Below are 24,590 nucleotides of genomic sequence, written 5' to 3'. Positions count from 1 at the left end.
TGTTTGCGCGCAAGGTCCTACATTGCACTGCTCCCGCGTTATCCTTGCCTGGCCTGTACCGCCAATCCTTTTTCCATCGCGCAGGGAACTTGTCGGGATCCGCCACTTACTCATGCAAGAGGCCGGTGATTTCCAGCGACCGGCAATGCCAATCTTTTTCGGGAATTCGACCATGTCATCCGCCAACGCCTCCACCATCCTTGTCGTCGAAGACGATGCCATCGTGCGCATGCTGATCGTCGACGTCCTGGAAGAACTGGAATTCAAGGTGCTGGAAGCCGATGGCAGCGAACAGGCACTGGTGATGCTCAAGGACGCGAACCAACACATTGACCTGATGATGACCGATGTTGGCCTGCCGGTCATGGACGGACGCGAACTGGCCAATGAAGCAAGAGTTTTACGTCCAGCCCTTCCGATATTGTTCGCCAGCGGTTATGCCGAAAACATCGACGTGGCCGACGACATGCACCTGATCGGCAAACCCTTCTCCATTGATCAGTTGCGCGACAAGGTCAAAAGCATTCTCGAGTGATGCTGCGCTGCGCTGTGGTTTAATGCGCGCCTTTTTCATCCCTGTCCTGTCTTCGCTTCAAGGAAATCCCGTCCATGATTGAGCCCCGCGCAACCAAAGTCCTGGTCATTGGTTACGTCTGGCCCGAGCCCCGCTCTTCCGCGGCCAGCGGGCATGTCATGCAGATTCTCGACGTTTTCCTGGACCAGGGCTGGGACATCACGTTCAGCAGCCCGGCAGGCTTCGGCGAGCAACGTGCAGACCTGACAGCGTTGGGTATTGACGAAGTACCCATCGAACTGAACAACAGCAGTTTCGACGCATTCATCAGCGAACTGGCACCGGACATCGTGTTGTTCGACCAATTCATGATGGAGGAACAGTTCGGCTGGCGGGTCGAGAAACATTGCCCCGATGCCCTGCGCGTGCTCGAAAGTTGTGACCTGCAAAGCCTGAGGCTGGGTCGGCATCAACGCCTCAAGGAGCGTTTGAAGACCAGTGACGACAACAATGACTTCAACGAACTGTTCGCCCCGGCGGCGCGCGAAGAGTTCGAACACATGGCCGATACCGATCTGGCGAAGCGCGAGATCGCCTCATTTTATCGTTGTGATTTGACGCTGATGGTTTCCGAAGTGGAAGTCGAATTGCTGGTCGAGCAGTTCAGGTTTCCCCGCAACCTGCTGCACTGGTGCCCGTTGATGGTCGATCTGCCGACCAGCGCGCCAGTAGAGTACGAAGATCGCGCGCATTTTCTGCACATCGGCAACTTTCGCCACGCGCCCAACTGGGATGCCGTGCTCTGGCTGAAAACCGCGATCTGGCCGCTGATTCGCGCGCAACTGCCTGATGCGCAGTTGCACATCTACGGCGCGTATACCCCGCCCAAGGCTACCGCCCTGCACAACGCGGCACAGGGTTTTCATGTGATGAACTGGGCGGAAGATGCCTTGCACGTGATGTCGAAAACGCGGGTGTGCCTGGCACCGCTGCGCTTCGGTGCAGGTATCAAAGGCAAGATCGTCGATGCGATGCTCTGCGGCACGCCCAATGTGACCACGCCGGTCGGCGCAGAAGCCATGCACGGTGAAGAGCCCTGGCCCGGTGCCGTAACCCGTACGGCGCGCGAGTTCGCCGACAGCGCCGTGCAACTTTATCAAGACAAGACTCAGTGGCTGGCTGCCCAGGCGCAGGCCCGGCACTTGTTGGCCAGCCGCTACCCGCAGTCCAGCCATGGCCCTGCGTTGATTGAAAGGCTGATCGAATGCCAAAGGAATCTGCCACACATCAGGCGCGATAACTTCACCGGCAGCATGTTGCGCCATCATCAGCACAAAAGTACCCAGTATATGGCGCAATGGATCGAGGCGAAGAACCGCAACCAGGCAGACGCCTTGTAAGGCTCGTCCTTATCCCCAACAAAAACGCCGACAAGATACTGGCTGTATCAGGTCGGCGTTTTGCATTTCAGGGTGGCTAACATGATCAAGACACAAGGACGCTGTACATAAATAGCACCTCTGCTTTTGTCAGCCCGGCTAGTTTTGGACTTCCTGGAACTTGCCAGTGTACTCAGACAAAGGATCCACCATGACGGTTAGAAACGCGGAATTTCTCTACAAACAGAACTGGATGAGCAATATCCTCGACGTAGACATATTAAAACTCACCGATATTGTCTGGCCCTGCGCCCATAACGCGGGCATGGACAAAAAAGCCCCCAATGTCGACGATGTGACCGGCAACTGGACGACGTGCCAGAACGATTCGTTTGCCTTTCAACTAGCCAATGGAGCACGGGTCTTCGATATTCGTCTTCAATACGCGACAGATCCGGACCCGGTCTTTTACTTTCACCACAGTGGCCATCGATCAGGTCGGGTACTGGACGAACTGATCGATGCAGTGTTGGCGTTTCTTGATCGAAACCCGGATGAATTCGTCGTACTGGATTTTCACGAACTCAGCGATGCTGGCAAATCTTTCGATTATAAAAAGCTAAACGATCTGCTTGTGCTTCGACTCGGACAGCGGGTCATCCTGCCCTCCGACAGGTATGCCTCCGTGGGCGAGCTCAAGCGCTCCAGTACTCTTCGGCGCATCGTCATGGCGGCGCAGTTCAAACCCGGCCTGGACGATGATTACTTCTGGCCGCGCATCCCGCACAAATGGCGCAACAGTCCATTCACCAGTTCGGGCGATCTGCGCAACTACATCGCAAAAACGCTGGAAGATGCGCCTTACGAGACATTTTTTTGGTCATTGTCGGCAACTACGTACACAGTATTTGGCGGGCCAAGGGATATCAAAGAAGAGATCAATGACTGGTTCCACACCACCCGTGACTGGGTGACGCGTTGCAGCATCATCAATACCGACTTTTTCGATGAATCGAGAATTGTCCGCTATTGCTGGAGTGCCAGCAGCATGAAGGCCGTTTACGGCCCCTCCCTGCACGAGGCATGATCGAGGCGCGAAAACAAATTGATTGCCGCCACCCAACACTGCTTTGGCGCAACTTGTTATTCATCAATCAATGCAAGGATGCATTAATGAACAATACAACCGAAAACAATTACGCACTCAATAACTGGATGAGCTCTACGCCGGCAATCGATAACCTGTCGCGTAGTGAACTTACACTACCCGGCACGCACAATGCCGGGTGCGACTGGCAAGCGAGCTATCCATTGATCCCTGGCGCGCACTGGCTGGCCTGCCAGCACGATTCGTTCGCCGCTCAACTCAACAACGGTTCGCGCGTACTTGATTTACGGCTGGACTTTGACGAGTCGGCCATAGAGTTTGAAAAATTCCGATTCCAGCACAATGGCTTTCGCTCATCTCGTAACGTGCTGGGTTTGTTTGCGGCTGTGCATCTGTTTTTACGCGACAACCCTGACGAATTTGTGGTTCTGGATTTTCATGAACTCAAGGACGGACAACAACCGTTCGACTACGCACTCTTCAACGAGATGATGCTCCGTTATCTTGGCAAGAGAATAATCCCTGCCGACAATAGCGGTCTGCCACTTGGCGAGCTCAAGAAAATCAGCGGAGAGCAGCGAGTTCTGGTAGCGGCCCAACAACATCCGGAGTTAAATCCCGCCTGGTTCTGCGAGACAGTCGAACACAAATGGAGCGGGATTGGCGACACAAATGTCCAGGAACTGGAGCAGCACATATCGAACGTGTTGTGGACTCCACCTCCCCGCACCACCTTGTGGTCACTGTCCGCCACAAGCTACTCGAAGCTGGGAGGCCCCGTCGATATCCATGATGAACTGGACACCTGGTTTGATCCCTTCACCCACTCCCAAAGCGAAAGGTGCAACATTATCAATGTCGATTTCATTGAAGAATCGAAACTGGTTTCCTACTGCCGAAGCGCGAGCTTGATAAATGCCAGAAGAGCCAGATAGTCCCGAAAGCCGAGAAGGCTCCTGTCAGGTTTCGCGACATCGACAACTGGCATCAGCCACCCCACAAGAGGCATGATCAGGGCGCGAAAACAAGAAAAGTGTATCAACATGCCCCGTATTGCCAGAATCACCGACCCTTCCTATGAATTGATGGACGACCACAACGGGTTGTCCATCATCTATCGCCAGCATGGCTTCCCCTGCCCGCTGGTGCGCTGGCATTTCCACAAGGAATACGAACTGCACCTGATCGTCGCCAGTTCCGGCAAGGTGTTCATCGGTGACTACATCGGCAACTTCTACCCACATACCCTGTTCCTGACCGGCCCCAACCTGCCCCACAACTGGATCAGCCAGGTGGCCGAGGACGAAGTGGTGCCCAAGCGCGACATGCTGGTCAATTTCACCGACGAGTTGTTCGACAGCGGCTATCAGGTATTCGCCGAACTCAAGGCCCTGGCGCCGCTGCTGGAACGCGCGCAGTACGGCATCGAGTTTCGCTGCAAGCACACCATCGGCAAAGCGATGGACCTGATGCAGCGCATCGCCGATACCAGCGGCATCACCCGGCTCGGGCACTTTTTCATTTTGCTGGAGTTGCTCGCGGCCTCCGACGACTACCAATTGCTTTCTGGCGCCACGACCCCGCAACTGGCCGACGAGCACAACATCGATCGCACCAACCGCGCGGTGGATTACATCTTCGCCCATTACGCAAGGGAGCTGCCGCTGGAGGAAGTCGCGGCACACCTGGGCATGAAGCCGACGTACTTCAGCCGCGTGTTCAAACAGGCCACCGGGCGCTGTTTCATCGAGTTCGTCAATCGACTGCGGATCAGCAAGTCCTGCGAACTGCTGGCCGATGGCGACAAGCCGGTGACCGATGTCTGCTTCGAATCGGGCTTCAACAATATTTCCAACTTCAACCGACGCTTCCAGCAGCTCAAGGGTATGACGCCTTCGCATTACCGGCGGCTGGTGGTGCAGCGGTTGACCGAGCAAAACCTGGGTTGAAGACACTCCTCGAATTCCTGTGGGAGCGAGCTTGCTCGCGATGAGGCCGTGTCAGTCGACATTTATTAACCTGATACACCGCCATCGTCGGATCTCCGCCCGGACCAAGCTCGCTCCCACAGGTACAGCGTTACCCCCTGAAACCTGTACGGATTCAATACCCCTCCTTCGCTGAAAAGCCCTTCCCTGCGTCTACCCCTCAAAACTTCAGTGCAAAAAAGTATCGATTGAAGTGCGATGGATGATTTGTCTCGCCCTCGATTGAAGGATGTAATCAGCGCACATTCTTCCTGCCTACGGAAGACACAAAAACAATAACTGTCCTTCTGTAGCCCGCCGGCTGCAGAAAAGGAGTGCACGATGCAACCTTCGGTAAAAGCTCTGCTTGCCCTCACCTGCATGACTCTCAGCAGCGTCAGCCTTGGCGCCCAGACCCTGACCATCGCCACCGTCAACAACAGCGACATGATCCGCATGCAAAAGCTCTCGAAAACCTTCGAGGCCGAGCATCCGGACATCAGGCTCAATTGGGTGGTCCTCGAAGAAAACGTTCTGCGCCAGCGCCTGACCACAGACATCGCCACCCAGGGCGGACAGTTCGACGTGCTGACCATCGGCATGTACGAAGCCGCACTCTGGGGTGCCAAGGGCTGGCTGGAGCCGATGAAGGATTTGCCGGCTGGTTATGCCCTCGAAGACGTATTCCCGTCGGTGCGCGAAGGCCTGTCGGTGAAGGGGTCGCTGTATGCCTTGCCGTTCTACGCCGAAAGCTCGATCACCTATTACCGTACCGACCTGTTCAAGGACGCCGGCCTGAGCATGCCCGCGCGCCCGACCTGGGAACAGATCAGCGAATTCGCCAGCAAACTCACCCACAAAGATAAAGAACAATACGGCATCTGCCTACGCGGCAAGGCTGGCTGGGGCGAAAACATGGCGTTGGTCACCACCGTTGCCAACGCCTATGGCGCGCGCTGGTTCGATGAGAAGTGGCAACCGGAATTCACCGGGCCTGAGTGGAAAAACGCGCTGAACTTCTACGTCGACACCATGAAAAAATCCGGTCCACCGGGCGCATCGAGCAACGGTTTCAACGAAAACCTGGCGTTGTTCAACAGCGGCAAATGCGCGATCTGGGTCGATGCCAGCGTCGCCGGCTCGTTCGTCACCGACAAGACCCAGAGCAAGGTTGCCGATCACGTCGGATTCACCTTCGCGCCACATCAAGTCACTGACAAGGGTTCGGCCTGGTTGTATTCCTGGGCGCTGGCCATTCCGACCAGTTCCAAGGCCAAGGACGCGGCGAGAACCTTCAGCGCCTGGGCCACTTCCAGGGAGTACAGCACGCTGGTCGCGGAAAAGGACGGCATCGCCAACGTGCCGCCGGGCACCCGGGCCTCCACCTACAGCGATGCGTACATGAACGCGGCGCCGTTCGCCAGGGTCACGCTGGAATCGCTCAAGGCCGCGGACCCGAGCAAGCCGGGGGCCAGACCGGTGCCTTACATCGGTATTCAGTTGGTGACCATTCCCGAGTTCCAGGGCATCGGCAGCCAGGTCGGCAAATCCTTCTCGGCGGCGCTGATCGGCCAGACCACGGTCGACCAGGCGTTGGCGGCGGCCCAGCAAACCACCGAGCGCGAGATGAAGCGCGCGGGTTATCCCAAGTAACCCCGTATCCAGTGTGGGAGCGGGCTTGCTCGCGAAAGCGGCATTCCAAACGCGAAAGTTGTGTCGGATGTACTGGCCTCTTCGCGAGCAAGCCCGCTCCCACAGTTGATCTTCATATGCCTGTAATCAATCGGTTCTGATCACCATGAATACATCAACTGCAAAAGCTCACATGGACATAGCCCAGCCGCAGCGCAAAAACCGCGTGGCCAATCCCGGCTGGTTTCTGGTCAGCCCTTCGGTGGCGTTGTTGCTGCTGTGGATGATTGTCCCACTGGGCATGACCGTCTACTTTTCGATGATCCGCTACAACCTGCTCAATCCCGGTGAAAACGAATTCGTCGGGCTGGAGAACTTCACCTATTTCCTGACTGATTCCGGATTCCTGCCCGGCGCCACCAACACGCTGTTGCTGGTGGGCAGCGTGCTGCTGATCAGTGTGGTACTCGGCGTGCTGATCAGTGCATTGCTGGAGGCCAGTGAGTTTTTCGGTCGCGGCATCGTACGGGTGATGCTGATCTCGCCATTTTTCATCATGCCCACGGTGGGCGCACTGATCTGGAAGAACCTGATTTTCCATCCGGTGTCGGGGATTCTCGCCTACGTCTGGAAGCTGTTCGGCGCGCAACCAGTGGACTGGCTGGCGCACTACCCGCTGCTGTCGATCATCATCATTGTCTCGTGGCAATGGCTGCCCTTCGCAATCCTGATCCTGATGACCGCCATGCAGTCCCTCGACCAGGAACAGAAAGAAGCCGCGCGCCTGGACGGTGCCGGGCCCATTGCGATTTTCTGGCACCTGACCCTGCCGCACCTGGCGCGGCCGATTGCGGTGGTGGTGATGATCGAAACCATCTTCCTGCTCTCGGTGTTCGCCGAAATCTTCACCACCACCAACGGCGGCCCCGGCTATGCCTCGACCAACCTCGCCTACCTGATCTACAACCAGGCGCTGGTGCAGTTCGATGTCGGCATGGCCTCGGCGGGCGGCCTGATTGCCGTGGTCATCGCCAACATCGCCGCGATCATCCTGGTGCGGATGATCGGCAAAAACCTGACCGACAAAGCCTGAGGCCTGCCATGACTCTTCAACAATCCCGTCGTTTGCAAAGCCTGCTGCTCGGTACGTTGGCCTGGGCCATCGCGATCCTGATCTTCTTTCCGATCTTCTGGATGGTACTGACCAGTTTCAAAACCGAAATCGATGCCTTCGCCACGCCGCCGCAGTTCATCTTCATGCCGACGCTGGAGAACTACCTGCACATCAACGAGCGCAGCGACTATTTCAGTTTCGCCTGGAACTCGGTGGTGATCTCCTTCAGCGCCACCGCGCTGTGCCTGCTGATCGCGGTGCCGGCGGCCTACTCCATGGCTTTCTACGAAACCCAACGCACCAGAGGCACGCTCCTGTGGATGCTCTCCACCAAAATGCTGCCGCCAGTGGGCGTGCTGATGCCGATCTATCTGCTGGCCAAGAGTTTCGGCCTGCTCGATACGCGGATCGCGCTGATCGTCATCTACACGCTGATCAACCTGCCGATCGTGGTCTGGATGATTTACACCTACTTCAAGGACATCCCCAGGGACATCCTCGAAGCCGCGCGGCTGGACGGCGCAACGCTGGCTCAGGAGATGCTCCGGGTGTTGCTGCCCATCGCCAAGGGCGGCCTGGCATCCACGGTGCTGCTGTCGTTGATCCTGTGCTGGAACGAGGCGTTCTGGTCGCTGAACCTGACCTCGTCGAAAGCCGCGCCACTGACCGCATTGATCGCCTCGTACTCAAGCCCCGAAGGGCTGTTCTGGGCCAAATTGTCGGCCGTCTCGACCCTGGCCTGTGCGCCGATCCTGATCTTCGGCTGGATCAGCCAGAAACAATTGGTGCGTGGTCTGTCGTTCGGCGCCGTGAAATGAACCCTTGTAGGAGCGAGCCTGCTCGCGATGGACGTGAACGATAACGTGTGCGGCCTGAATAAACGCGTCGCCTGTGAGCCCATCGCGAGCAGGCTCGCTCCTACAGAAAGGCATGCCCTATTCAACTGAATAAAAACAAACGGAGGCCCATCACCATGGCCAACCTGAAAATCAAGAATCTGCAAAAAGGCTTCGAAGGCTTTTCCATCATCAAGGGCATCGACCTTGAAGTGAACGACAAGGAGTTCGTGGTATTCGTCGGCCCGTCGGGCTGCGGCAAATCCACGCTGCTGCGGCTGATCGCCGGGCTGGAGGAAGTCAGTGGCGGCACCATCGAACTCGACGGCCGCGACATCACCGAAGTGAGCCCGGCCAAGCGCGATCTGGCGATGGTGTTCCAGACCTACGCCCTGTACCCGCACATGAGCGTGCGCAAGAACATGTCGTTCGCCCTCGACCTGGCCGGCGTGGCGAAAGCCGAAGTAGCGAAGAAGGTCAGCGAAGCGGCGCGCATCCTCGAACTGGGGCCGATGCTGGAGCGCAAACCCAAGCAACTGTCCGGCGGCCAGCGCCAGCGCGTGGCGATTGGCCGGGCCATCGTGCGCAACCCGAAAATTTTCCTGTTCGACGAACCGTTATCCAACCTCGATGCCGCCCTGCGGGTGCAGATGCGCCTGGAACTGTTGCGCCTGCACAAAGAACTGCAAGCCACGATGATCTACGTGACTCACGATCAGGTCGAAGCGATGACCATGGCCGACAAAGTGGTCGTACTCAATGGCGGCAAGATCGAGCAAGTCGGCTCGCCGCTGGATCTCTATCACCAGCCGGCCAACCTGTTCGTCGCCGGTTTCCTGGGCACGCCAAAAATGGGCTTGCTCAAGGGCAAGGTCACCGGCGTCGACAGCCAGGGCTGTGAAGTGCAGCTCGACGCCGGAACCCGCGTCAGCCTGCCCTTGGGCGGCAGGCGTCTGAGCGTCGGGAGTGCGGTGACGCTGGGCATTCGCCCAGAGCACCTGGAACTGGCCAAACCCGGCGACTGCGCCTTGCAGGTCACCGCCGATGTCAGCGAGCGCCTGGGCAGCGACACCTTCTGCCACGTCCGGACGGCATCCGGCGAAGCCCTGACCATGCGCGTTCGCGGCGATCTGGCCAGCCGCTACGGTGAAACCCTGAGCCTGCATCTGGATGCGCAACACTGCCATTTATTCGATGCCGACGGCGTGGCGTTGACCCGCCCGTTGCGCGTTGCTGCCTGATTTCAGAGAGCCTGCGATGAAATTGAACCAACTCAACCTCAACCGCCTCGCCCCTGAAGTGGTCCTGCCCGCCTACGCCCTGGGCGAGACCCGCCAAGGCATCGCGCACATCGGGGTCGGCGGTTTCCACCGTGCCCATCAGGCGTACTACACCGACGCCTTGATGAATACCGGCGAAGGCCTGGACTGGGCCATCTGCGGTGTCGGCCTGCGCGCTGAAGACCGTCGCGCCCGCGACGACCTCAAGGATCAGGATTATCTGTTCACCCTGTTCGAACTCGGCGATAGCGACGACACCGAAGTGCGGGTGATCGGCGCCCTTCGTGACATGCTGCTGGCCGAGGACAGTGCCCAGGCATTGATCGACAAGCTGGCCAGCCCCGAGATCCGCATCGTCTCGCTGACCATCACCGAAGGCGGGTACTGCATCGACGACAGCATCGGCGAGTTCATGGCGCACTTGCCGCAGATCCAGCATGACCTGGCGCACCCTGGCGCACCGAAAACCGTGTTCGGCTTCCTGTGTGCCGCACTGGCCAAGCGCCGCGCCGCTGGCACAGCGGCCTTCACCCTGATGTCCTGCGATAACCTGCCGCACAACGGCGCCGTCACCCGCAAGGCCCTGCTGGCCTTTGCCGCCTTGCACGACAGCCAGTTGCGTGACTGGATCGACGCCAACGTCAGTTTCCCCAACGCCATGGTCGACCGCATTACACCGATGACCAGCACCCTCCATCGCCTGCAACTGGCGGACCGGCATGGCGTGGACGATGCCTGGCCGGTGGTCTGCGAACCCTTCGCGCAATGGGTGCTGGAAGACAGGTTCGTCAACGGTCGCCCGGCCTGGGAAAAAGTCGGCGTGCAATTCACCGACGACGTCACGCCCTACGAAGAAATGAAGATCAAGCTGCTCAACGGCAGTCATCTGGCGCTGACGTACCTGGGATTCCTGAAGGGTTACCGCTTCGTCCACGAAACCATGAACGACCCGCTGTTCGTGCGCTACATGCGCGCCTACATGGACCTGGACGTGACGCCACAGCTGCCGGCGGTGCCGGGAATCGACCTGGCCGAGTACAAGAACACCCTGGTGGCGCGGTTCTCCAATCAGGCGATTGCCGATCAGCTTGAACGGGTGTGTTCGGACGGTTCGTCGAAGTTTCCGAAATTCACCGTACCGACCATCAACCGCTTGATCGCCGATGGCCGCGAGACCCGGCGCGCGGCGTTGGTGGTGGCGGCGTGGGCGCTGTATCTCAAAGGCGTGGATGAACAGGGCGAGACCTACACGATTGCGGATCCGCGGGCCGCGTTCTGCCAGGCACTGGTGGCCGATGATGTGCTGATTACCCAGCGCTTGCTGGCGGTCGAAGAGATTTTTGGTACGGCCATTGCGCGCTCGCCGGAGTTTGTCGCGGCGTTTGAGTGGTGCTGCAACAGTTTGCGCGAGGTTGGGGTGTCGCGGACGTTGGAACGGGTGCTGGCTTAAGGTCGGTGGTGTAGCAATTGCCGTCTTCACGAGCAAGCCCGCTCCCACAGGGTTTGGTGTTGCTCACAAAACTCCTTGTGGGAGCGGGCTTGCTCGCGAAGGCGGCCTGACAGGCACCGGGGATAGTGAATCCAGACTTGTATCTAGCTGACGACCAGGAATACTGCATGACAACCCGACAACTCTTCCTCGGCATCGACTGCGGAACCCAAGGCACCAAAGCCATCATTCTCGACACGGCCAATGGTGAGGTGCTCGGTCAGGGAGCCGCCAGCCACAGCCTGATCAGCGGCCCCGATGGCCGCCGCGAACAGGACACCCAACAGTGGCTGGAAGCCTTCGCCACCGCCACTCGCCGCGCATTGCTCGCGGCCAAAACCAATGGCCAGTCGATCCTCGGTATTGGCGTGTCCGGCCAGCAACACGGCCTGGTGCTGCTCGACGATCAGGGCAAGGTGTTGCGTGCGGCTAAACTCTGGTGCGACACCGAAACCACCCCGGAGAATGACCGACTGCTGGCCCACCTGGGTGGCGAAAAGGGTTCGCTGAAACGCCTGGGCGTCGTCATCGCGCCGGGCTACACCCTGTCCAAGCTGTTATGGACCAAAGAGCAGCATCCCGACGTGTTCTCCCGGATCGCCCGCATCTTGCTGCCCCACGACTACCTCAACCATTGGCTCACTGGCCGCAGTAGCAGCGAATACGGCGATGCCTCGGGCACCGGGTATTTCAATGTGCGTACGCGCCAGTGGGATTCGCAATTGTTACGTGACATCGACCCCAGCGGACGCCTGCAAGCGGCGCTGCCGGAACTGATCGCCCCCCATCAGGCGGTCGGCACGATTCTGCCAGGCATCGCCAAACACCTGGGCATCAACCCTCGGGCACTGGTGTCCAGTGGCGGTGGCGACAACATGATGGGCGCCATCGGCACCGGCAACATCCAGCCTGGTGCAATCACCATGAGCCTCGGCTCGTCAGGCACGGTGTACGCCTACGCCGATCAGCCGAACGTCGCCACGGATGCCGCGGTTGCCACGTTCTGTTCCTCCAGTGGCGGCTGGCTGCCTTTGATCTGCACCATGAACCTGACCAATGCCACCAGCCTGATTCGCGAGCTGCTGGACCTCGACATCGATCAATTCAACGACCTCGTTGCCCAGGCGCCAATCGGTGCCGACGGTGTGTGCATGCTGCCGTTCTTCAATGGCGAACGTGTGCCCGCCCTGCCCCATGCCAGCGCCAGCCTGTCGGGCCTGACCATGACCAACCTGACCCGGGCCAACCTGTGCCGCGCGGTGGTCGAAGGCACGACGTTCGGTTTGCGTTACGGACTGGACCTGCTACGCCGCAATGGCTTACAAAGCCGCAGCATTCGGCTGATTGGGGGTGGGTCAAAAAGTGCGGTCTGGCGGCAAATCGTCGCCGACACCATGAATACACCGGTGATCTGTACCGAACAAAGCGAGGCCGCAGCCTTGGGTGCGGCGATTCAGGCGGCCTGGTGCGTATCCCGGGCGAGCGGGCACGAAGACAGCCTGGCGCAATTGTGCGAGCGCTGCGTAAAACTCGACCCGGCCAGTGAAACCCTGCCGGTCGCCGACAATGTGCAAGCCTGTCAGCAGGCGTATGAACGCTATCAACAGCATGTCGCAACCCTTTGAAGAGTGAACAACTATGTACCTGGTGTGTGGCGAAGCGCTGTTCGATTTTTTCAGTGAAAACGACGCCAGTGGGCTGGCGTCCAAAGTGAACTTCAAGGCCATTGCCGGTGGCTCGCCGTTCAACGTGGCGGTGGGCTTGCGCCGCTTGGGCGTGGACGCGGCGCTGTTGGCCGGGTTGTCCACCGACTACCTGGGCCGGCGCTTGTTGCAAGTGTTGCAAGATGAAGGCGTGCGCCAGGAATTCCTGGTGGATTTTGCCGCGCCGACCACCCTGGCGATGGTCGCCGTGGGCGCCAATGGCTCGCCGCAGTACAGCTTCCGTGGCGAAGGTTGCGCGGATCGACAATTGCAACCGGAGCACCTGCCGACACTCGGGCCTGAGGTACGCGGCCTGCATATCGGCTCGTTTTCCCTGGTGGTGCAGCCGATTGCCGACACGCTATTGGCATTGGTGCGCCGGGAAAGCGGCAAGCGCCTGATCAGCCTCGATCCGAACGTGCGTCTTAATCCGGAGCCGGACATTGAACGGTGGCGTGAACGGATCGCAACGCTGGTGGAGCTGGCCGACCTGATCAAGGTTAGCGACGAGGACCTGCATCTGCTGTACCCCGGCCAGGACCCGGCGCAGGTGATCGAGGGCTGGTTGCAGCACCGCTGTCAGCTGGTATTCCTGACCCGGGGCGGCGAAGGCGCGACCGTATTCAGTCGGGCACATGGTTCTTGGTCCACCCCCGCCTCTACGGTAAAAATCGCCGACACTGTGGGCGCGGGCGATACCTTTCAGGCGGCGCTGATAACCTGGTTGACCGAACACCAGCTGGATTCGGTAGAGGGCGTGAAGCAACTTGGCCGCGAGCAGATCGACTGCATGCTGAAGTTCGCGGTGCGGGCGGCGGCGCTGACGTGCAGCAAGACCGGGCCGGATTTGCCTTATCGCAAGCAACTGGATTTGCGCTGAATTCGAGGGCCTCTTCGCGAGCAGGCTCGCTCCTACAGGGTTGCGGGTCGTTCACAACATTTGTGTCGACGCTCGGGCATTGTGGGAGCTTGCTCGCGATGACTTTCTATCAGGCGCCCGATGGTCTTAACTGATATACAGGATCGCGCATCCGCGACAGGCGGTGTTCAGCCGGGTAACCCTCGCTTAACCGTGCGATCCAACACTTCACTGGACCGCACGCCCTCAGACTGTTCTGACGCCCAGTGCGGCAAGTTCGACAAGCGACACATCGAACTGACATTCCGTCCGCACCGGAGATCGCTGATGAACACTCGCACCCTGCTGGTTACCGCCGCTCTCACCTGCACCGCGTTTGCCGGCCTGGCTCAGGCCAATGAAACCACGACCTCTCAAGCCGTGCCCTATCACTACGGCATGCCATTGCATGTCAGCAAAGTGATTTCACTGACCGAGCCGGACACCCTGGAGTGCAAGGTGGTGAAGGCCGAGATGAAGTACATCGATGAAACGGGAAAACCCGCAGAAATTTCCTACCGTAAACTTTCCGACGCTTGCGAGAACCAGGGCTGACCGAAAAGTCTGATTTGGTACTTGGCAGTATTCCTTTGAGGGTTGCGGCGCTATGCTCTAGCGCCTCCCTCTCTGCCCGCAAGGATTCGCCATGCAGTTGTCGTTTCGCACGCTGTCGTTGTTTTGCGCCGCCCTATGTCTTTTGCTCAGTCTGGTCTGGGGTCTGACACCGCAATGGTTATTGTCGTTCTGGGATATCGAGTTTTCATTCGCGGTGGGGTTGGTCGCGCGACGCACCGCCGTGCTGTTTGGGGCGTTGAGCGTGTTCTCTTTTCTGGTTCGCAACGCCCCTCCTTGCGCAACCCGCAATGCGCTGAGCCTCGGCTTCGTCGTCGGCTGCTGGGGATTGGCCGTGCTGGGTTTTGCCGAATGGCTCAACGGCCATGTCGGACCGGGCATTTTACTGGCGGTCGGGTTTGAACTGGCGCTGGGCCTGGCGTTCTTCCAGACCCGGCGCGTGTCCCTGGAACCCGAAACAGCAGACTAGAGTGCTTTGCCCAGCATAGAGTGCGGTTCGACCTCTACGTGATGCTGCCTGGAACGCAGTTGGGCAATCAGCTCGTTGATTTCCCGACAACCATTGAGCCCGGAAGCATCGATGCCGGTGACCAATAGATCGAGCTGATCGGTTTGCCCGTCTGCATAGACCTTGACGGTCATCGACAGATCCGGTGACAGCGTGCACTGGCAGCGCTGGGGCAGAAAACTGCTTTCGATGATATTGCGAACTTCCAAGGCAGAAAGAAACATGGCGACTCCCTCCTTTGTGAGACTGCCGGACGATCAATGCTCGCTCATTTGCAATCCCGGCAAGCTTCAAGGGCACCTACAGCATAAAACATACCCTGAATTTCGTAGTGCAGTTCATCGGCACTTCAAGGATTTAGACGAATCACCTGTCAACCTGCCATGCGGTTTGCAATAAGCGCCCCGGGCGACCCTGCAATTTGCACGCGGGGGATCCCAGGTTTGCATTCACTGCACACGACAGTGAAAATGCCGCCCTTCACTTCAAGCAAGGAGGCATCATGAATTCTTTGACCGTTAACGCTTGCACAGCGCTGTTCGCACTGGGGCTTGCCGGCGTGGCGCACGCCGCCAAACTCGAAGACACCGCACCCTATCCGAAGGCCGAAAACGGGTTCACCCGCCAGGTGATCCACCTAGCGCCACAGACCCGGGAAAACGACTTCCAGGTCGAGATCCTGGCCGGCAAGACGATGACCGTCGACTGCAACAACCCGCGCCTGGGCGGTATTCTCGAGGAGAAGAACCTCGAGGGTTGGGGCTATCCGTTCTATCGCCTGGAGAAAGTCATTGGTCCGATGAGCACGCTGATGGCCTGCCCGGGCGGCACGAGCAAACAGGGTTTTGTACCGGTGGTCGGTGACGGCTTCCTGCTGCGTTACAACAGCAAGCTGCCGCTCGTGCTGTACGTGCCCAAGGACATCGAAGTGCGCTATCGGATCTGGTCGGCGTCGACCAAGGTCGAGAAAGCCATTCAGGAATAACCCGGCCATCCGGCGGGGCTTCGCGGCGCCCGCTTGCGGCGCCCGCTGTCGACCTGCCCAGGCATCATGCCGGGGCGCCACTCAACGCGGCGCGCTCGGCCACGTGCCCCAGACTGTCGAAATTGATGTTGGCACCCGAGTCGATCGCCACCAGGGTCTGCCCCAAGGCACCGGTCTGCGCGACGTACCTCTTGATCCCGGCCACGGCCAGCGCACCGGAAGGTTCGGTGATCGAGCGGGTATCGTCGTAGATATTCTTGATTGCGGCGCAAAGTTCATCGTTACTGACCGTCACCACGTCATCGACGCAAAACCGGCAGACCTCAAAACCGTAAGCGCCGATCTGCGCCACCGCCACCCCATCGGCGAAGGTGCCGACGCTCGGCAACACGACCCGTTCGCCGGCATGCATCGCCGCTTGCAGACACGCGGAATGTTCCGACTCGACGCCAATGACGCGAACTTCCGGCCGCAAGTATTTGACGTAGGCGGCGATACCCGCGATCAGCCCCCCGCCACCCACCGGCACGAAGATCGCGTCCAAAGGCCCCTGATGCTGGCGCAGGATCTCCATCGCCACCGTGCCTTGCCCAGCGATCACCTCCGGGTCGTCGAAAGGTGAAACAAAGGTGCGACCGGTTTCCCGGGCCAAATCCAGCGCACAGGCCAGTGCGAACGGAAAGCTTTCGCCGTGCAACACCGCATCGGCGCCGCGACTGCGCACGCCGATGACCTTCAACTGCGGCGTCGTGCAGGGCATGACGATGGTAGCGTTGATCCCCAATTCCCGCGCCGCCAGTGCCACGCCCTGCGCATGATTGCCCGCAGAAGCCGTGACCACGCCGCGAGCCTTTTGCGCCTCGCTCAGTTGTACCAGCTTGTTGTAGGCACCGCGGATCTTGAAGGAAAAGGTCGGCTGCAAGTCTTCGCGCTTGAGCAGGATCTGGTTGCCCAAGGCTTCGGACAAGGCCGGTGCCGGTTGCAAAGGCGTGCGCACGGCCAGTTCATAGACCGGCGCGGCAAGGATCTTTTTCACGTAGCCTTCAAGCAAGGCCTGTTGATCGGTTGTGAAACTCATCGTCGTCTCCTGACATTGATCGGGGCCCGGGAGACAGAAAGTAAAAACCCGCCTCGAGGGCGGGTTGGGTGCTGCAGTCGTGAGCTAGCCCGCCAAATGAGGAATGGCGGTAATAATGCTTGGCTGGCAGCGCAATACGGTGGAAGTCATGGCTCGAAATTAGCCGGACGTTGATGGCAAGTCAATGGCAAGTTTTTAGGTGCCTTAGTCAGCCGGCAACTTCAAACCCACTTTGTAAACGCCACCGTTCTCCTCATCGGTCAAAACATACAAGTATCCGTCCGGCCCCTGTCGTACGTCGCGAATGCGCTTTTTCAAATCCCCGAGCAAGCGCTCCTCGTGGATCACCTTGTCGCCATCGAACTCCAGGCGGATCAGTTCCTGGCTGATCAGCGCGCCGACAAACACGTTGCGCTGCCAGACCTTGAAACGATCGGCATCGTAGAACGCCATGCCACTCAGGCCCGGGGACTTTTCCCAGACATGATTCGGGACAAGGGTGCCTTCGGCGATTTCACCCTTGGCTTCGGGAATCGGTTGACCGGAGTAGTTGATGCCATGGGTCGCCAGCGGCCAGCCGTAATTCTTGCCGCGCTCGATGATGTTGATTTCATCGCCGCCCTGAGGGCCGTGTTCGTTTTCCCACAGCGTGCCGTTCCACGGGTTGAGCGCAGCGCCTTGCGGGTTACGCTGCCCGTAGGACCAGATCTCCGGGCGCACGTTGGCCTGGCCGACAAAGGGGTTGTCCTTGGGCACTGTGCCATCCGGGTAGATTCGCACCACTTTGCCTTGCAGCTTGTCGAGATCCTGGGCGGTCGGGCGGTCGTTGTTTTCCCCCAGGGTCACAAACAGATAGCCGTCGCGATCAAACACCAGCCGCGAGCCAAAATGGTTGCCCACCGAGAGCTTGGGTTCCTGACGCAGGATCACCTGGAAATCCTTGAGCGCTGTCATATCGTCGGAGAGCCGGCCGCGGCCCACCGCCGTGCCGGCCTTGCCGCCCTGACCGCCACCTTCGGCATAGGACAGATAGACCATCCGGTCCTGCTTGAAGTCGGGTGACAGCGCCACGTCGAGCAATCCACCCTGCCCCTTGGCCCAGACCGTGGGTACGCCATTGAGCGGTGCGGACAACTTGTCTTCGGCGGTCACCAGTCGCAGGTTGCCGGGCCGTTCGGTCACCAGCATGCCTTTGCTATCCGGCAGGAATGCCAGGGCCCAGGGGTGCTCCAGCCCCGTCACGATGGGGGTGACCTCAAGGGTGCCATCTTCGCTTTTCATCGTCTGGGCCGGCGCGGCAAGCACAGGGACAGTGGCGCTGATCAATACGCCGGCACAGAGGGTTGCCAACAGGTTTTTACGCAACATGCAGGATTCCTTTTCTGATGGAAATGAGACTTGGTGAAAAGTAGCGGGCAGACGTCATGCCTGCCACTCAACGGTTGCTGCTACCAGTGTCTCGAGGAGGTGGATTGGGAATGAATTTCGGTGGGCTGGCGGGCGCTGTCCGGTCGGGGTAGCGATTACCAATGCCACCGTTGTCCAGCGTCGGCGGGCGTGGGACCGGCACGGTATTGGGTCCTCGTATGGCCGGGGTGCCGGGTTGGGTGCCTTGCATGCTGTTGGGGTTGGCCCGGCGAATCGGACTGTTGTAAGGGTTGTTGTTGGTGCTGCCCGGCAGGTTCTGGGCCAACTGCAACGAAGCAGAGACGTCGGCCTGGACCAAGGAGCCAAGTACGCCACTCAAGGCCAGTGCAATGGCGCCAAACACGTATCGGTTCATGGGGGTGCCTCTCTGCGTCCGCGTGGGTATGGACTTCGATACCACGCTACGCCCGAGGTTCGGATTTGTTAACCAAAAACTCCCCGGCACGATCTGGCATCCGGTTGATCCGGCGGGGGAACCGGCGCGCAGACCACAGAAACTTTTGCAAAGGACCGCAGGTCACCTGAACATCACTCGCGAGTAGACGACCATGGCACGGGCAATCTGGAAAGGCGCAATCAGCTTCGGACTGGTGCACATCCCCGTGGCGCTGGTCTCCGCAACGTCCTCCCGAGGCGTCGATTTCGACTGGCTCGACAGCCGCAGCATGGACCCGGTGGGCTACAAGCGTGTCAACAAGGTGACGGGCAAGGAAGTCACCAAGGAGCACATCGTCAAGGGCGTGCAGTACGAAAAGGGCCGGTACGTGGTGCTCAGTGAAGAGGAGATCCGTTCCGCTCATCCGCTCTCGACCCAGACCATCGACATTTTCTCCTTTGTCGATGGCAAGCAGATTCCCTTGCAGAACATCGACACGCCTTACTACCTGGCTCCCGACAAACGCGGCGGAAAGGTCTATGCACTGCTGCGCGAAACCCTGAGCAAAACCGGCAAGGTCGCCCTCGCCCGCGTGGTCTTGCATACCCGCCAGCACCTGGCCGCATTGATGCCGCTGGAATCGGCGCTGGTCCTGGTGATGCTGCGCTGGCCGGCCGAGGTGCGAAGTCTCGATGAACTGGCGCTGGGCAGCGAAGTGACCAGCCCCGAACTGGCCAAGGGCGAACGGGACATGGCCAAACGCCTGGTGGAGGACATGAGTGCCGAGTGGACGCCGGACGACTATCGGGACGGTTTCGGAGACAAGATCATGGCCCTGGTGGACAAGAAGGCCCGTGAAGGCAAGATCGAAGACGTCGAAACCGCTTCCGGTGAAGAGGAGCGCAAAACGGCGGATGTCATTGACCTGACCGAACTGCTCAAGCGCAGCCTCGGCAGCGGTAAAGCAGCGTCCAGGCCGAAGGCGGGCAGCAAACCGGTTGCCCGGAAGAAAGTCAGTAAGTGATCACTGGATGTCCCGGCCTCTTCGCGGGCAAGCCCGCTCCCACAGGGATTTTCGCAGCAAGGCAAATCCTGCCTTACACACACCGGTCCACTGTGGGAGCGAGCCTGCTCGCGAAGCCTTGGTACGCTACACCGAAAAAATCAGATCAGAATGAAGACCGCCAGCAACCCGGCAAAGATCGACCATTTTTGGAGGTAGTAAAGCTTGCGGTTGCGTTTTTTCAGTTCCTTGGCGCGCAGGCGAACCTTGTAGACCTTGCTGAACAACCGGTTGATCCCACCGGTGCGGTCTCCGTCCTCGTTCGGTGCACCCGCCGCCGACATGACAGTGCGGCTGAACCAGCGATTGAATGCCGCTGCCCACCGATACTTCATCGGCCGCTCGACGTCGCAGAACAGGATGATGCGATTGTGTGGCGTGGTGTTCTCTGCGTAATGAATGTAGGTCTCATCGAACATCACCGCTTCGCCATCGCGCCAATGGTAGTTCTGACCATCGACATTGATGTAGCAACCTTCAGCGTTGGGTGTGTCCAGTCCGAGGTGATAACGGTACGAACCGGCATACGGGTCGCGGTGGCGCACCAGTCTGGAGCCCGGTGGCAACTCGGCGAACATCGCCGCCTTGATCGAGCCAATGCCCTGTACCAGTTCGGTGGTGCGCGGGCAGAGCTTCATGGCCGACGGGTGGCTATCGCCGTACCACTTGAGATAGAAGCGCTTCCAGCCGGTCTTGAAAAACGAGTTGAAACCGACGTCATCGTATTGGTTCGAACGTTTGATCTCGCCGGCGTGAAGCAAATTCTGGCCTTCGGCACGAATTTCTTCCCAATGCGCCTGCAGCGGGCTCAGGTCGGGAAAATCAGCCGGATCGAGATACGGTTTGTTGGGGATTTTCGAAAACAGATAAAGAAAGCAATTGATCGGCGCCAGGAACGTCGAGTGATCACTCAACTGGCGCCCCAGCTTGTGGCGCACTCGACCACGCAGGTGGACGTACGCAATAGAGACAACGTAGATAACGGCAATGATCAGTTTCACGGAAATCGTCACAGGTTGGAAATAAACAAACTGCGCCCTTTACCGGCATGCCGGTCCCCGGGTCTTGTGCAGCGACTGAATGCGAAACAGAGGCCCCTTGGTGCCATCGAACCACGCCGATGGTCGGCCTTCAGCTGATGGATGGCATTTTAGCCACAGTTTGTAACCAATAGTTAACCCGCAACTGTGAAAATGTGTCCGCAAAAACCGCCAAAGCGTTGCAGAGGCCTCATCGCCCTATCGTTTAAAGAGCCAGACCAGTACAATCGCCGCCAAACTTTACGCGCCCCCAGGTTGAGAGCGGGAAAATCCCCTTTCAGCGCACGTTGTCTCGGGCCAGGCGCGCCACATGCTGCTGTCCACTTGATGCCAGATGGATCTTCCACTGCCGATCGGGATGAATGTCCCGGGGGCCCAACAGTGGAAACAGGTACTGAACCGGTACTGCCGCAACCCTAGCTACTCTGAATGCTTCGCAGGAAAAACCTTTGATTTCTACAGCTAACATCACGATGCAGTTCGGCGCCAAGCCGCTCTTCGAAAACGTTTCGGTCAAGTTCAACGGTGGCAACCGTTACGGCCTGATCGGCGCCAACGGTTGCGGCAAGTCGACCTTCATGAAGATTCTCGGCGGTGACCTCGAGCCGTCCGGCGGCCAGGTCATGCTGGAGCCGAACGTGCGCCTGGGTAAATTGCGCCAGGACCAGTTCGCCTACGAAGAATTCACCGTGATCGACACCGTGATCATGGGTCACGAAGAGCTGTGGAAGGTCAAGGCCGAGCGCGATCGCATCTATTCGCTGCCGGAAATGAGCGAAGCAGACGGCATGGCCGTGGCCGAGCTGGAAACCGAATTCGCCGAAATGGACGGCTACACCGCCGAATCCCGTGCCGGCGAACTGCTGCTGGGCCTGGGTATTCCCCTGGAACAGCATTTCGGCCCGATGTCCGAAGTGGCTCCAGGCTGGAAACTGCGGGTATTGCTGGCCCAGGCATTGTTCTCCGATCCGGAAGTGCTGTTGCTCGACGAACCGACCAACCACCTGGACATCAACACCATTCGCTGGCTGGAATCGATTCTCACCGTGCGTAACAGCACCATGATCATCATTTCCCACGACCGTCACTTCCTCAACAGCGTCTGCACCCACATGGCCGACCTGGACTACGGTGAGCTGCGCCTGTTCCCGGGCAACTACGACGAGTACATGACTGCGGCGACCCAGTCCCGCGAGCAACTGCTGTCGGACAACGCCAAGAAGAAAGCCCAGATCGCCGAACTGCAAACGTTCGTCAGCCGCTTCTCGGCCAACGCCTCGAAAGCCAAGCAGGCCACTTCCCGCGCCAAGCAGATCGACAAGATCCAGTTGGCCGAAGTCAAGCCATCGAGCCGCGTGAGCCCGTTCATCCGCTTCGAACAGACCAAGAAGCTGCACCGCCAGGCCGTGACCATCGAGCAGATGTCCAAGGGCTTCGACGGCAAGACCCTGTTCAAGAACTTCAGCTTCACCGTAGAAGCCGGCGAGCGCGTGGCGATCATCGGCCCGAACGGTATCGGCAAAACCACCCTGCTGCGCACCCTGATGGGCGAACTGACCCCGGACGCCGGCTCCGTGAAGTGGACCGAAAGCGCGGAGCTGGGCTACTACGCCCAGGACCACGCCCACGACTTCGAAGACGACGTCAGCCTGTTCGACTGGATGGGCCAGTGGACTCAGGGCGAGCAGATCATTCGCGGCACTTTGGGCCGCATGCTGTTCTCCAACGACGAGATCCTCAAGTCGGTCAAGGTCATCTCCGGTGGTGAGCAAGGCCGCATGCTGTTCGGCAAGCTGATCCTGCAAAAGCCGAACGTACTGGTGATGGACGAACCGACCAACCACCTGGACATGGAATCGATCGAAGCGCTGAACCTGGCGCTGGAGAACTACCCGGGCACGCTGATCTTCGTCAGCCACGACCGTGAGTTCGTATCGTCCCTGGCCACCCGCATCATCGAGCTGAGCCCTAACGGCGTGACCGACTTCAGCGGCACCTACGACGATTACCTGCGTAGCCAGGGTGTGGTGTTCTAAAGGTAGCTACAAGCCTTTAGCTACAAGCTTCAAGTGAAAAGCCCTGTCCTGGTGACGGGGCTTTTTGCATTCCGGGCCAAGGTTTCTTGTTGGTACATGAATCATCGCGAGCAAGCTCGCTCCCACAGGGGGATGCATTTCAAAATGTGTGCGAGCTTGCTCGCGATGAGGCCATGAGGAACAACGATAATGTCACGGCAAAAGTAGTTAGCCTGCTTTCTTTTATCCCAACGCCGCGCCATGATGCAGGTCTCCCACCGCCGCCCGCGAACGAGCCCTCATGTCTGTGCAGCAAGTTGCTCCGCAAAGCTCATTGGCGATCACCCTGCAGATCGTCTCCATCGTTTTCTATACCTTCATTGCCTTCCTCTGCATCGGTTTGCCGATTGCGGTATTGCCGGGTTATGTCCACGAGCAACTCGGGTTCAGCGCCATCGTGGCCGGGCTGACCATCGGCTCGCAATACCTCGCCACCCTGCTCAGCCGGCCCATGGCCGGGCGGATGTCGGACAGCGTTGGCACCAAGCGCGCAATCATCTATGGCTTGGCGGGGATTGTGCTCAGCGGCGTGCTGACCTTGCTGTCGACCCTGTTGCAAGGCTTTCCCTTGCTCAGCCTGCTGATCCTGATCGCCGGGCGCCTGCTACTGGGAATCGCCCAAGGGTTGATCGGTGTCGGCACCATCAGTTGGTGCATGGGCCAGGTGGGCGCCGAGCATACCGCGCGATCGATTTCCTGGAACGGCATCGCGTCCTATGGGGCGATTGCCATTGGCGCACCGCTGGGTGTGGTCATGGTGCAACAACTGGGTTTCGCCAGCCTGGGTATCACTCTGTCGCTGTTGGCCCTGGTCGCACTGTTGCTGATTCGCAACAAGCCCTCGGTGCCCGTGGTGCGCGGCGAGCGCCTGCCGTTTTGGGCGGTGTTCGGGCGCATTGCGCCGTTTGGCGCGAGTTTGAGCCTGGCGTCCATTGGCTACGGCACCCTGACGACCTTTATCACTCTGTACTACGTCAATCGTGGCTGGACCGGCGCGGCCTACTGCCTGACCGTGTTCGGCGTGTGTTTCATTCTGTCGCGGCTGCTGTTCATCTCCGCCATCGGTCGCTTTGGCGGGTTCATGTCGGCCATTGCCTGCATGTGCATTGAGACGGTTGGCCTGGTGCTGTTGTGGCTGGCCCCTTCGACCGGGTATGCGCTCATTGGCGCCGGCCTGACTGGATTTGGCTTGTCCCTGGTGTATCCGGCGCTGGGTGTCGAGGCCATCAAACAGGTGCCCAACTCCAGCCGGGGGGCGGGCTTGAGTGCTTATGCGGTGTTTTTCGATCTGGCGCTGGCGATTGCTGGCCCCTTGATGGGCGCAGTGGCGTTGAACCTGGGATATGCGTGGATTTTCTTCAGTGCTGCATTGTTGTCGGTGACGGGGCTGGGGCTGATCCTGCTACTCAAGCGCCGCGCGATGGCTTTCAGACGAGGGTCGATCTTGGCGGCGCTGATGGCGAAGCTGCCACTGCCGCAGATACCGATGACGCCGATACGCTCTCGATCAACAATCGGGCGAGTGCCGAGATAGTCCACGGCGG

22 protein-coding genes and 2 pseudogenes are annotated in these 24,590 nt (G+C 59.2%); 18 read left to right on the top strand and 6 right to left on the bottom strand.

Translation table 11 applies throughout. The features are described from left to right. Nucleotides 1-172: 172 nt before the first annotated feature. The 14 genes from KGB29_RS22005 (at nucleotide 173) to KGB29_RS21940 (ending at nucleotide 14,962) form a co-directional block, all read left to right on the top strand. Nucleotides 173-535, top strand: a complete 363-nt coding sequence (locus tag KGB29_RS22005; protein WP_150812983.1) for a response regulator — start codon at nucleotides 173-175, stop codon at nucleotides 533-535. 74 nt (nucleotides 536-609) lie between these two features. Then, nucleotides 610-1,914 (top strand): glycosyltransferase, encoded by a 1,305-nt coding sequence (locus tag KGB29_RS22000; RefSeq protein ID WP_150812982.1) that lies wholly within the window; start codon nucleotides 610-612, stop codon nucleotides 1,912-1,914. A 190-nt stretch (nucleotides 1,915-2,104) separates the two neighbouring features. Next, nucleotides 2,105-2,980, top strand: coding sequence for a phospholipase (locus KGB29_RS21995; protein WP_150812981.1), 876 nt, complete (start codon nucleotides 2,105-2,107; stop codon nucleotides 2,978-2,980). An 86-nt stretch (nucleotides 2,981-3,066) separates the two neighbouring features. Continuing rightward, the gene (locus tag KGB29_RS21990) at nucleotides 3,067-3,936 is read left to right on the top strand and encodes a phospholipase (RefSeq protein ID WP_150812980.1); all 870 of its coding nucleotides are present in this window, start codon (nucleotides 3,067-3,069) and stop codon (nucleotides 3,934-3,936) included. A gap of 108 nt (nucleotides 3,937-4,044) precedes the next feature. Continuing rightward, entirely contained in the window at nucleotides 4,045-4,950 is a 906-nt protein-coding gene (locus KGB29_RS21985) for an AraC family transcriptional regulator (protein ID WP_150812979.1), read from the top strand. Between the two features lie 360 nt (nucleotides 4,951-5,310). Then, nucleotides 5,311-6,621, top strand: coding sequence for an ABC transporter substrate-binding protein (locus KGB29_RS21980; RefSeq protein WP_150812978.1), 1,311 nt, complete (start codon nucleotides 5,311-5,313; stop codon nucleotides 6,619-6,621). Nucleotides 6,622-6,766: 145 nt separating this feature from the next. Further along, nucleotides 6,767-7,693, top strand: coding sequence for a carbohydrate ABC transporter permease (locus KGB29_RS21975; protein WP_150812977.1), 927 nt, complete (start codon nucleotides 6,767-6,769; stop codon nucleotides 7,691-7,693). Nucleotides 7,694-7,701: 8 nt separating this feature from the next. Beyond that, nucleotides 7,702-8,532: a carbohydrate ABC transporter permease gene (locus tag KGB29_RS21970; RefSeq protein WP_057714765.1), complete on the top strand. Its 831-nt coding sequence runs from the start codon at nucleotides 7,702-7,704 to the stop codon at nucleotides 8,530-8,532. Between the two features lie 155 nt (nucleotides 8,533-8,687). Beyond that, nucleotides 8,688-9,791 carry an ABC transporter ATP-binding protein gene (locus KGB29_RS21965; protein ID WP_150815293.1) on the top strand — a complete coding sequence of 368 codons (1,104 nt, stop codon included), beginning with the start codon at nucleotides 8,688-8,690 and terminating at the stop codon, nucleotides 9,789-9,791. A 16-nt stretch (nucleotides 9,792-9,807) separates the two neighbouring features. Then, nucleotides 9,808-11,280 (top strand): mannitol dehydrogenase family protein, encoded by a 1,473-nt coding sequence (locus tag KGB29_RS21960; protein ID WP_150815292.1) that lies wholly within the window; start codon nucleotides 9,808-9,810, stop codon nucleotides 11,278-11,280. Between the two features lie 167 nt (nucleotides 11,281-11,447). Continuing rightward, nucleotides 11,448-12,944 (top strand): xylulokinase, encoded by a 1,497-nt coding sequence (xylB, locus tag KGB29_RS21955; RefSeq protein ID WP_150815291.1) that lies wholly within the window; start codon nucleotides 11,448-11,450, stop codon nucleotides 12,942-12,944. Between the two features lie 13 nt (nucleotides 12,945-12,957). After that, a complete protein-coding gene (locus KGB29_RS21950) occupies nucleotides 12,958-13,902 on the top strand; it encodes a carbohydrate kinase family protein (protein WP_150815290.1) in 945 nt (314 codons plus the stop codon). Between the two features lie 306 nt (nucleotides 13,903-14,208). Further along, the gene (locus KGB29_RS21945) at nucleotides 14,209-14,475 is read left to right on the top strand and encodes a DUF2790 domain-containing protein (protein ID WP_150815289.1); all 267 of its coding nucleotides are present in this window, start codon (nucleotides 14,209-14,211) and stop codon (nucleotides 14,473-14,475) included. Nucleotides 14,476-14,566: 91 nt separating this feature from the next. After that, a complete protein-coding gene (locus tag KGB29_RS21940; RefSeq protein ID WP_057714759.1) occupies nucleotides 14,567-14,962 on the top strand; it encodes a hypothetical protein in 396 nt (131 codons plus the stop codon). On the opposite strand, the gene KGB29_RS21935 is transcribed toward KGB29_RS21940, so the two are convergent. After that, on the bottom strand, nucleotides 14,959-15,225 hold the full coding sequence (locus KGB29_RS21935) for a DUF1652 domain-containing protein (RefSeq protein WP_150815288.1): 267 nt from the start codon (nucleotides 15,223-15,225) through the stop codon (nucleotides 14,959-14,961). The two genes, KGB29_RS21940 and KGB29_RS21935, sit on opposite strands and share 4 nt — an antisense overlap. Nucleotides 15,226-15,503: 278 nt before the next feature. Between KGB29_RS21935 and eco the strand changes: the two genes are divergently transcribed. Next, nucleotides 15,504-15,986 (top strand): serine protease inhibitor ecotin, encoded by a 483-nt coding sequence (gene eco / locus KGB29_RS21930; RefSeq protein WP_150815287.1) that lies wholly within the window; start codon nucleotides 15,504-15,506, stop codon nucleotides 15,984-15,986. A 64-nt stretch (nucleotides 15,987-16,050) separates the two neighbouring features. Here the strand turns inward: eco and ilvA are convergent, their stop codons facing one another. The 3 genes from ilvA to KGB29_RS21915 all read right to left on the bottom strand — a co-directional run bounded on the left by ilvA (nucleotide 16,051) and on the right by KGB29_RS21915 (nucleotide 18,847). Further along, a complete protein-coding gene (ilvA, locus tag KGB29_RS21925) occupies nucleotides 16,051-17,064 on the bottom strand; it encodes a threonine ammonia-lyase, biosynthetic (protein WP_150815286.1) in 1,014 nt (337 codons plus the stop codon). Nucleotides 17,065-17,268: 204 nt separating this feature from the next. Next, on the bottom strand, nucleotides 17,269-18,432 hold the full coding sequence (locus KGB29_RS21920; RefSeq protein ID WP_223616482.1) for a PQQ-dependent sugar dehydrogenase: 1,164 nt from the start codon (nucleotides 18,430-18,432) through the stop codon (nucleotides 17,269-17,271). 67 nt (nucleotides 18,433-18,499) lie between these two features. Beyond that, nucleotides 18,500-18,847, bottom strand: a complete 348-nt coding sequence (locus tag KGB29_RS21915) for a hypothetical protein (protein WP_090455332.1) — start codon at nucleotides 18,845-18,847, stop codon at nucleotides 18,500-18,502. A gap of 193 nt (nucleotides 18,848-19,040) precedes the next feature. On the opposite strand from KGB29_RS21915, the gene KGB29_RS21910 reads away from it, so the two are divergent. Next, the gene (locus KGB29_RS21910; protein WP_150815284.1) at nucleotides 19,041-19,892 is read left to right on the top strand and encodes a Ku protein; all 852 of its coding nucleotides are present in this window, start codon (nucleotides 19,041-19,043) and stop codon (nucleotides 19,890-19,892) included. A gap of 140 nt (nucleotides 19,893-20,032) precedes the next feature. On the opposite strand, the gene lpxO is transcribed toward KGB29_RS21910, so the two are convergent. Further along, the gene (lpxO, locus tag KGB29_RS21905) at nucleotides 20,033-20,932 is read right to left on the bottom strand and encodes a lipid A hydroxylase LpxO (RefSeq protein ID WP_150815283.1); all 900 of its coding nucleotides are present in this window, start codon (nucleotides 20,930-20,932) and stop codon (nucleotides 20,033-20,035) included. 488 nt (nucleotides 20,933-21,420) lie between these two features. Between lpxO and KGB29_RS21900 the strand changes: the two genes are divergently transcribed. Further along, nucleotides 21,421-23,007, top strand: coding sequence for an ABC-F family ATPase (locus tag KGB29_RS21900; RefSeq protein ID WP_033052720.1), 1,587 nt, complete (start codon nucleotides 21,421-21,423; stop codon nucleotides 23,005-23,007). 280 nt (nucleotides 23,008-23,287) lie between these two features. Further along, nucleotides 23,288-24,472 (top strand): annotated as a pseudogene (locus tag KGB29_RS21895) (MFS transporter); the annotation flags it as partial. Here KGB29_RS21895 and KGB29_RS21890 read toward each other — a convergent pair. Then, nucleotides 24,463-24,590 (bottom strand): annotated as a pseudogene (locus KGB29_RS21890) (dienelactone hydrolase family protein); the annotation flags it as partial. The pseudogenes KGB29_RS21895 and KGB29_RS21890 overlap by 10 nt on opposite strands.

This window comes from Pseudomonas sp. BF-B-30 (genome assembly GCF_019956305.1).
GTDB classification, from domain to species: Bacteria; Pseudomonadota; Gammaproteobacteria; order Pseudomonadales; family Pseudomonadaceae; genus Aquipseudomonas; species Aquipseudomonas jessenii.
Note: the sequence above shows the minus strand (reverse complement) of the source record. Positions and strands in the feature narration are given on the sequence as shown.

Coding starts and splice junctions, on each gene's coding strand:
- KGB29_RS22005 (WP_150812983.1), top strand. CDS start 173: ATGTCATCCGCCAACGCCTCCACCATCCTTGTCGTCGAAGACGATGCC.
- KGB29_RS22000 (WP_150812982.1), top strand. CDS start 610: ATGATTGAGCCCCGCGCAACCAAAGTCCTGGTCATTGGTTACGTCTGG.
- KGB29_RS21995 (WP_150812981.1), top strand. CDS start 2,105: ATGACGGTTAGAAACGCGGAATTTCTCTACAAACAGAACTGGATGAGC.
- KGB29_RS21990 (WP_150812980.1), top strand. CDS start 3,067: ATGAACAATACAACCGAAAACAATTACGCACTCAATAACTGGATGAGC.
- KGB29_RS21985 (WP_150812979.1), top strand. CDS start 4,045: ATGCCCCGTATTGCCAGAATCACCGACCCTTCCTATGAATTGATGGAC.
- KGB29_RS21980 (WP_150812978.1), top strand. CDS start 5,311: ATGCAACCTTCGGTAAAAGCTCTGCTTGCCCTCACCTGCATGACTCTC.
- KGB29_RS21975 (WP_150812977.1), top strand. CDS start 6,767: ATGAATACATCAACTGCAAAAGCTCACATGGACATAGCCCAGCCGCAG.
- KGB29_RS21970 (WP_057714765.1), top strand. CDS start 7,702: ATGACTCTTCAACAATCCCGTCGTTTGCAAAGCCTGCTGCTCGGTACG.
- KGB29_RS21965 (WP_150815293.1), top strand. CDS start 8,688: ATGGCCAACCTGAAAATCAAGAATCTGCAAAAAGGCTTCGAAGGCTTT.
- KGB29_RS21960 (WP_150815292.1), top strand. CDS start 9,808: ATGAAATTGAACCAACTCAACCTCAACCGCCTCGCCCCTGAAGTGGTC.
- xylB (WP_150815291.1), top strand. CDS start 11,448: ATGACAACCCGACAACTCTTCCTCGGCATCGACTGCGGAACCCAAGGC.
- KGB29_RS21950 (WP_150815290.1), top strand. CDS start 12,958: ATGTACCTGGTGTGTGGCGAAGCGCTGTTCGATTTTTTCAGTGAAAAC.
- KGB29_RS21945 (WP_150815289.1), top strand. CDS start 14,209: ATGAACACTCGCACCCTGCTGGTTACCGCCGCTCTCACCTGCACCGCG.
- KGB29_RS21940 (WP_057714759.1), top strand. CDS start 14,567: ATGCAGTTGTCGTTTCGCACGCTGTCGTTGTTTTGCGCCGCCCTATGT.
- KGB29_RS21935 (WP_150815288.1), bottom strand. CDS start 15,225: ATGTTTCTTTCTGCCTTGGAAGTTCGCAATATCATCGAAAGCAGTTTT.
- eco (WP_150815287.1), top strand. CDS start 15,504: ATGAATTCTTTGACCGTTAACGCTTGCACAGCGCTGTTCGCACTGGGG.
- ilvA (WP_150815286.1), bottom strand. CDS start 17,064: ATGAGTTTCACAACCGATCAACAGGCCTTGCTTGAAGGCTACGTGAAA.
- KGB29_RS21920 (WP_223616482.1), bottom strand. CDS start 18,432: ATGTTGCGTAAAAACCTGTTGGCAACCCTCTGTGCCGGCGTATTGATC.
- KGB29_RS21915 (WP_090455332.1), bottom strand. CDS start 18,847: ATGAACCGATACGTGTTTGGCGCCATTGCACTGGCCTTGAGTGGCGTA.
- KGB29_RS21910 (WP_150815284.1), top strand. CDS start 19,041: ATGGCACGGGCAATCTGGAAAGGCGCAATCAGCTTCGGACTGGTGCAC.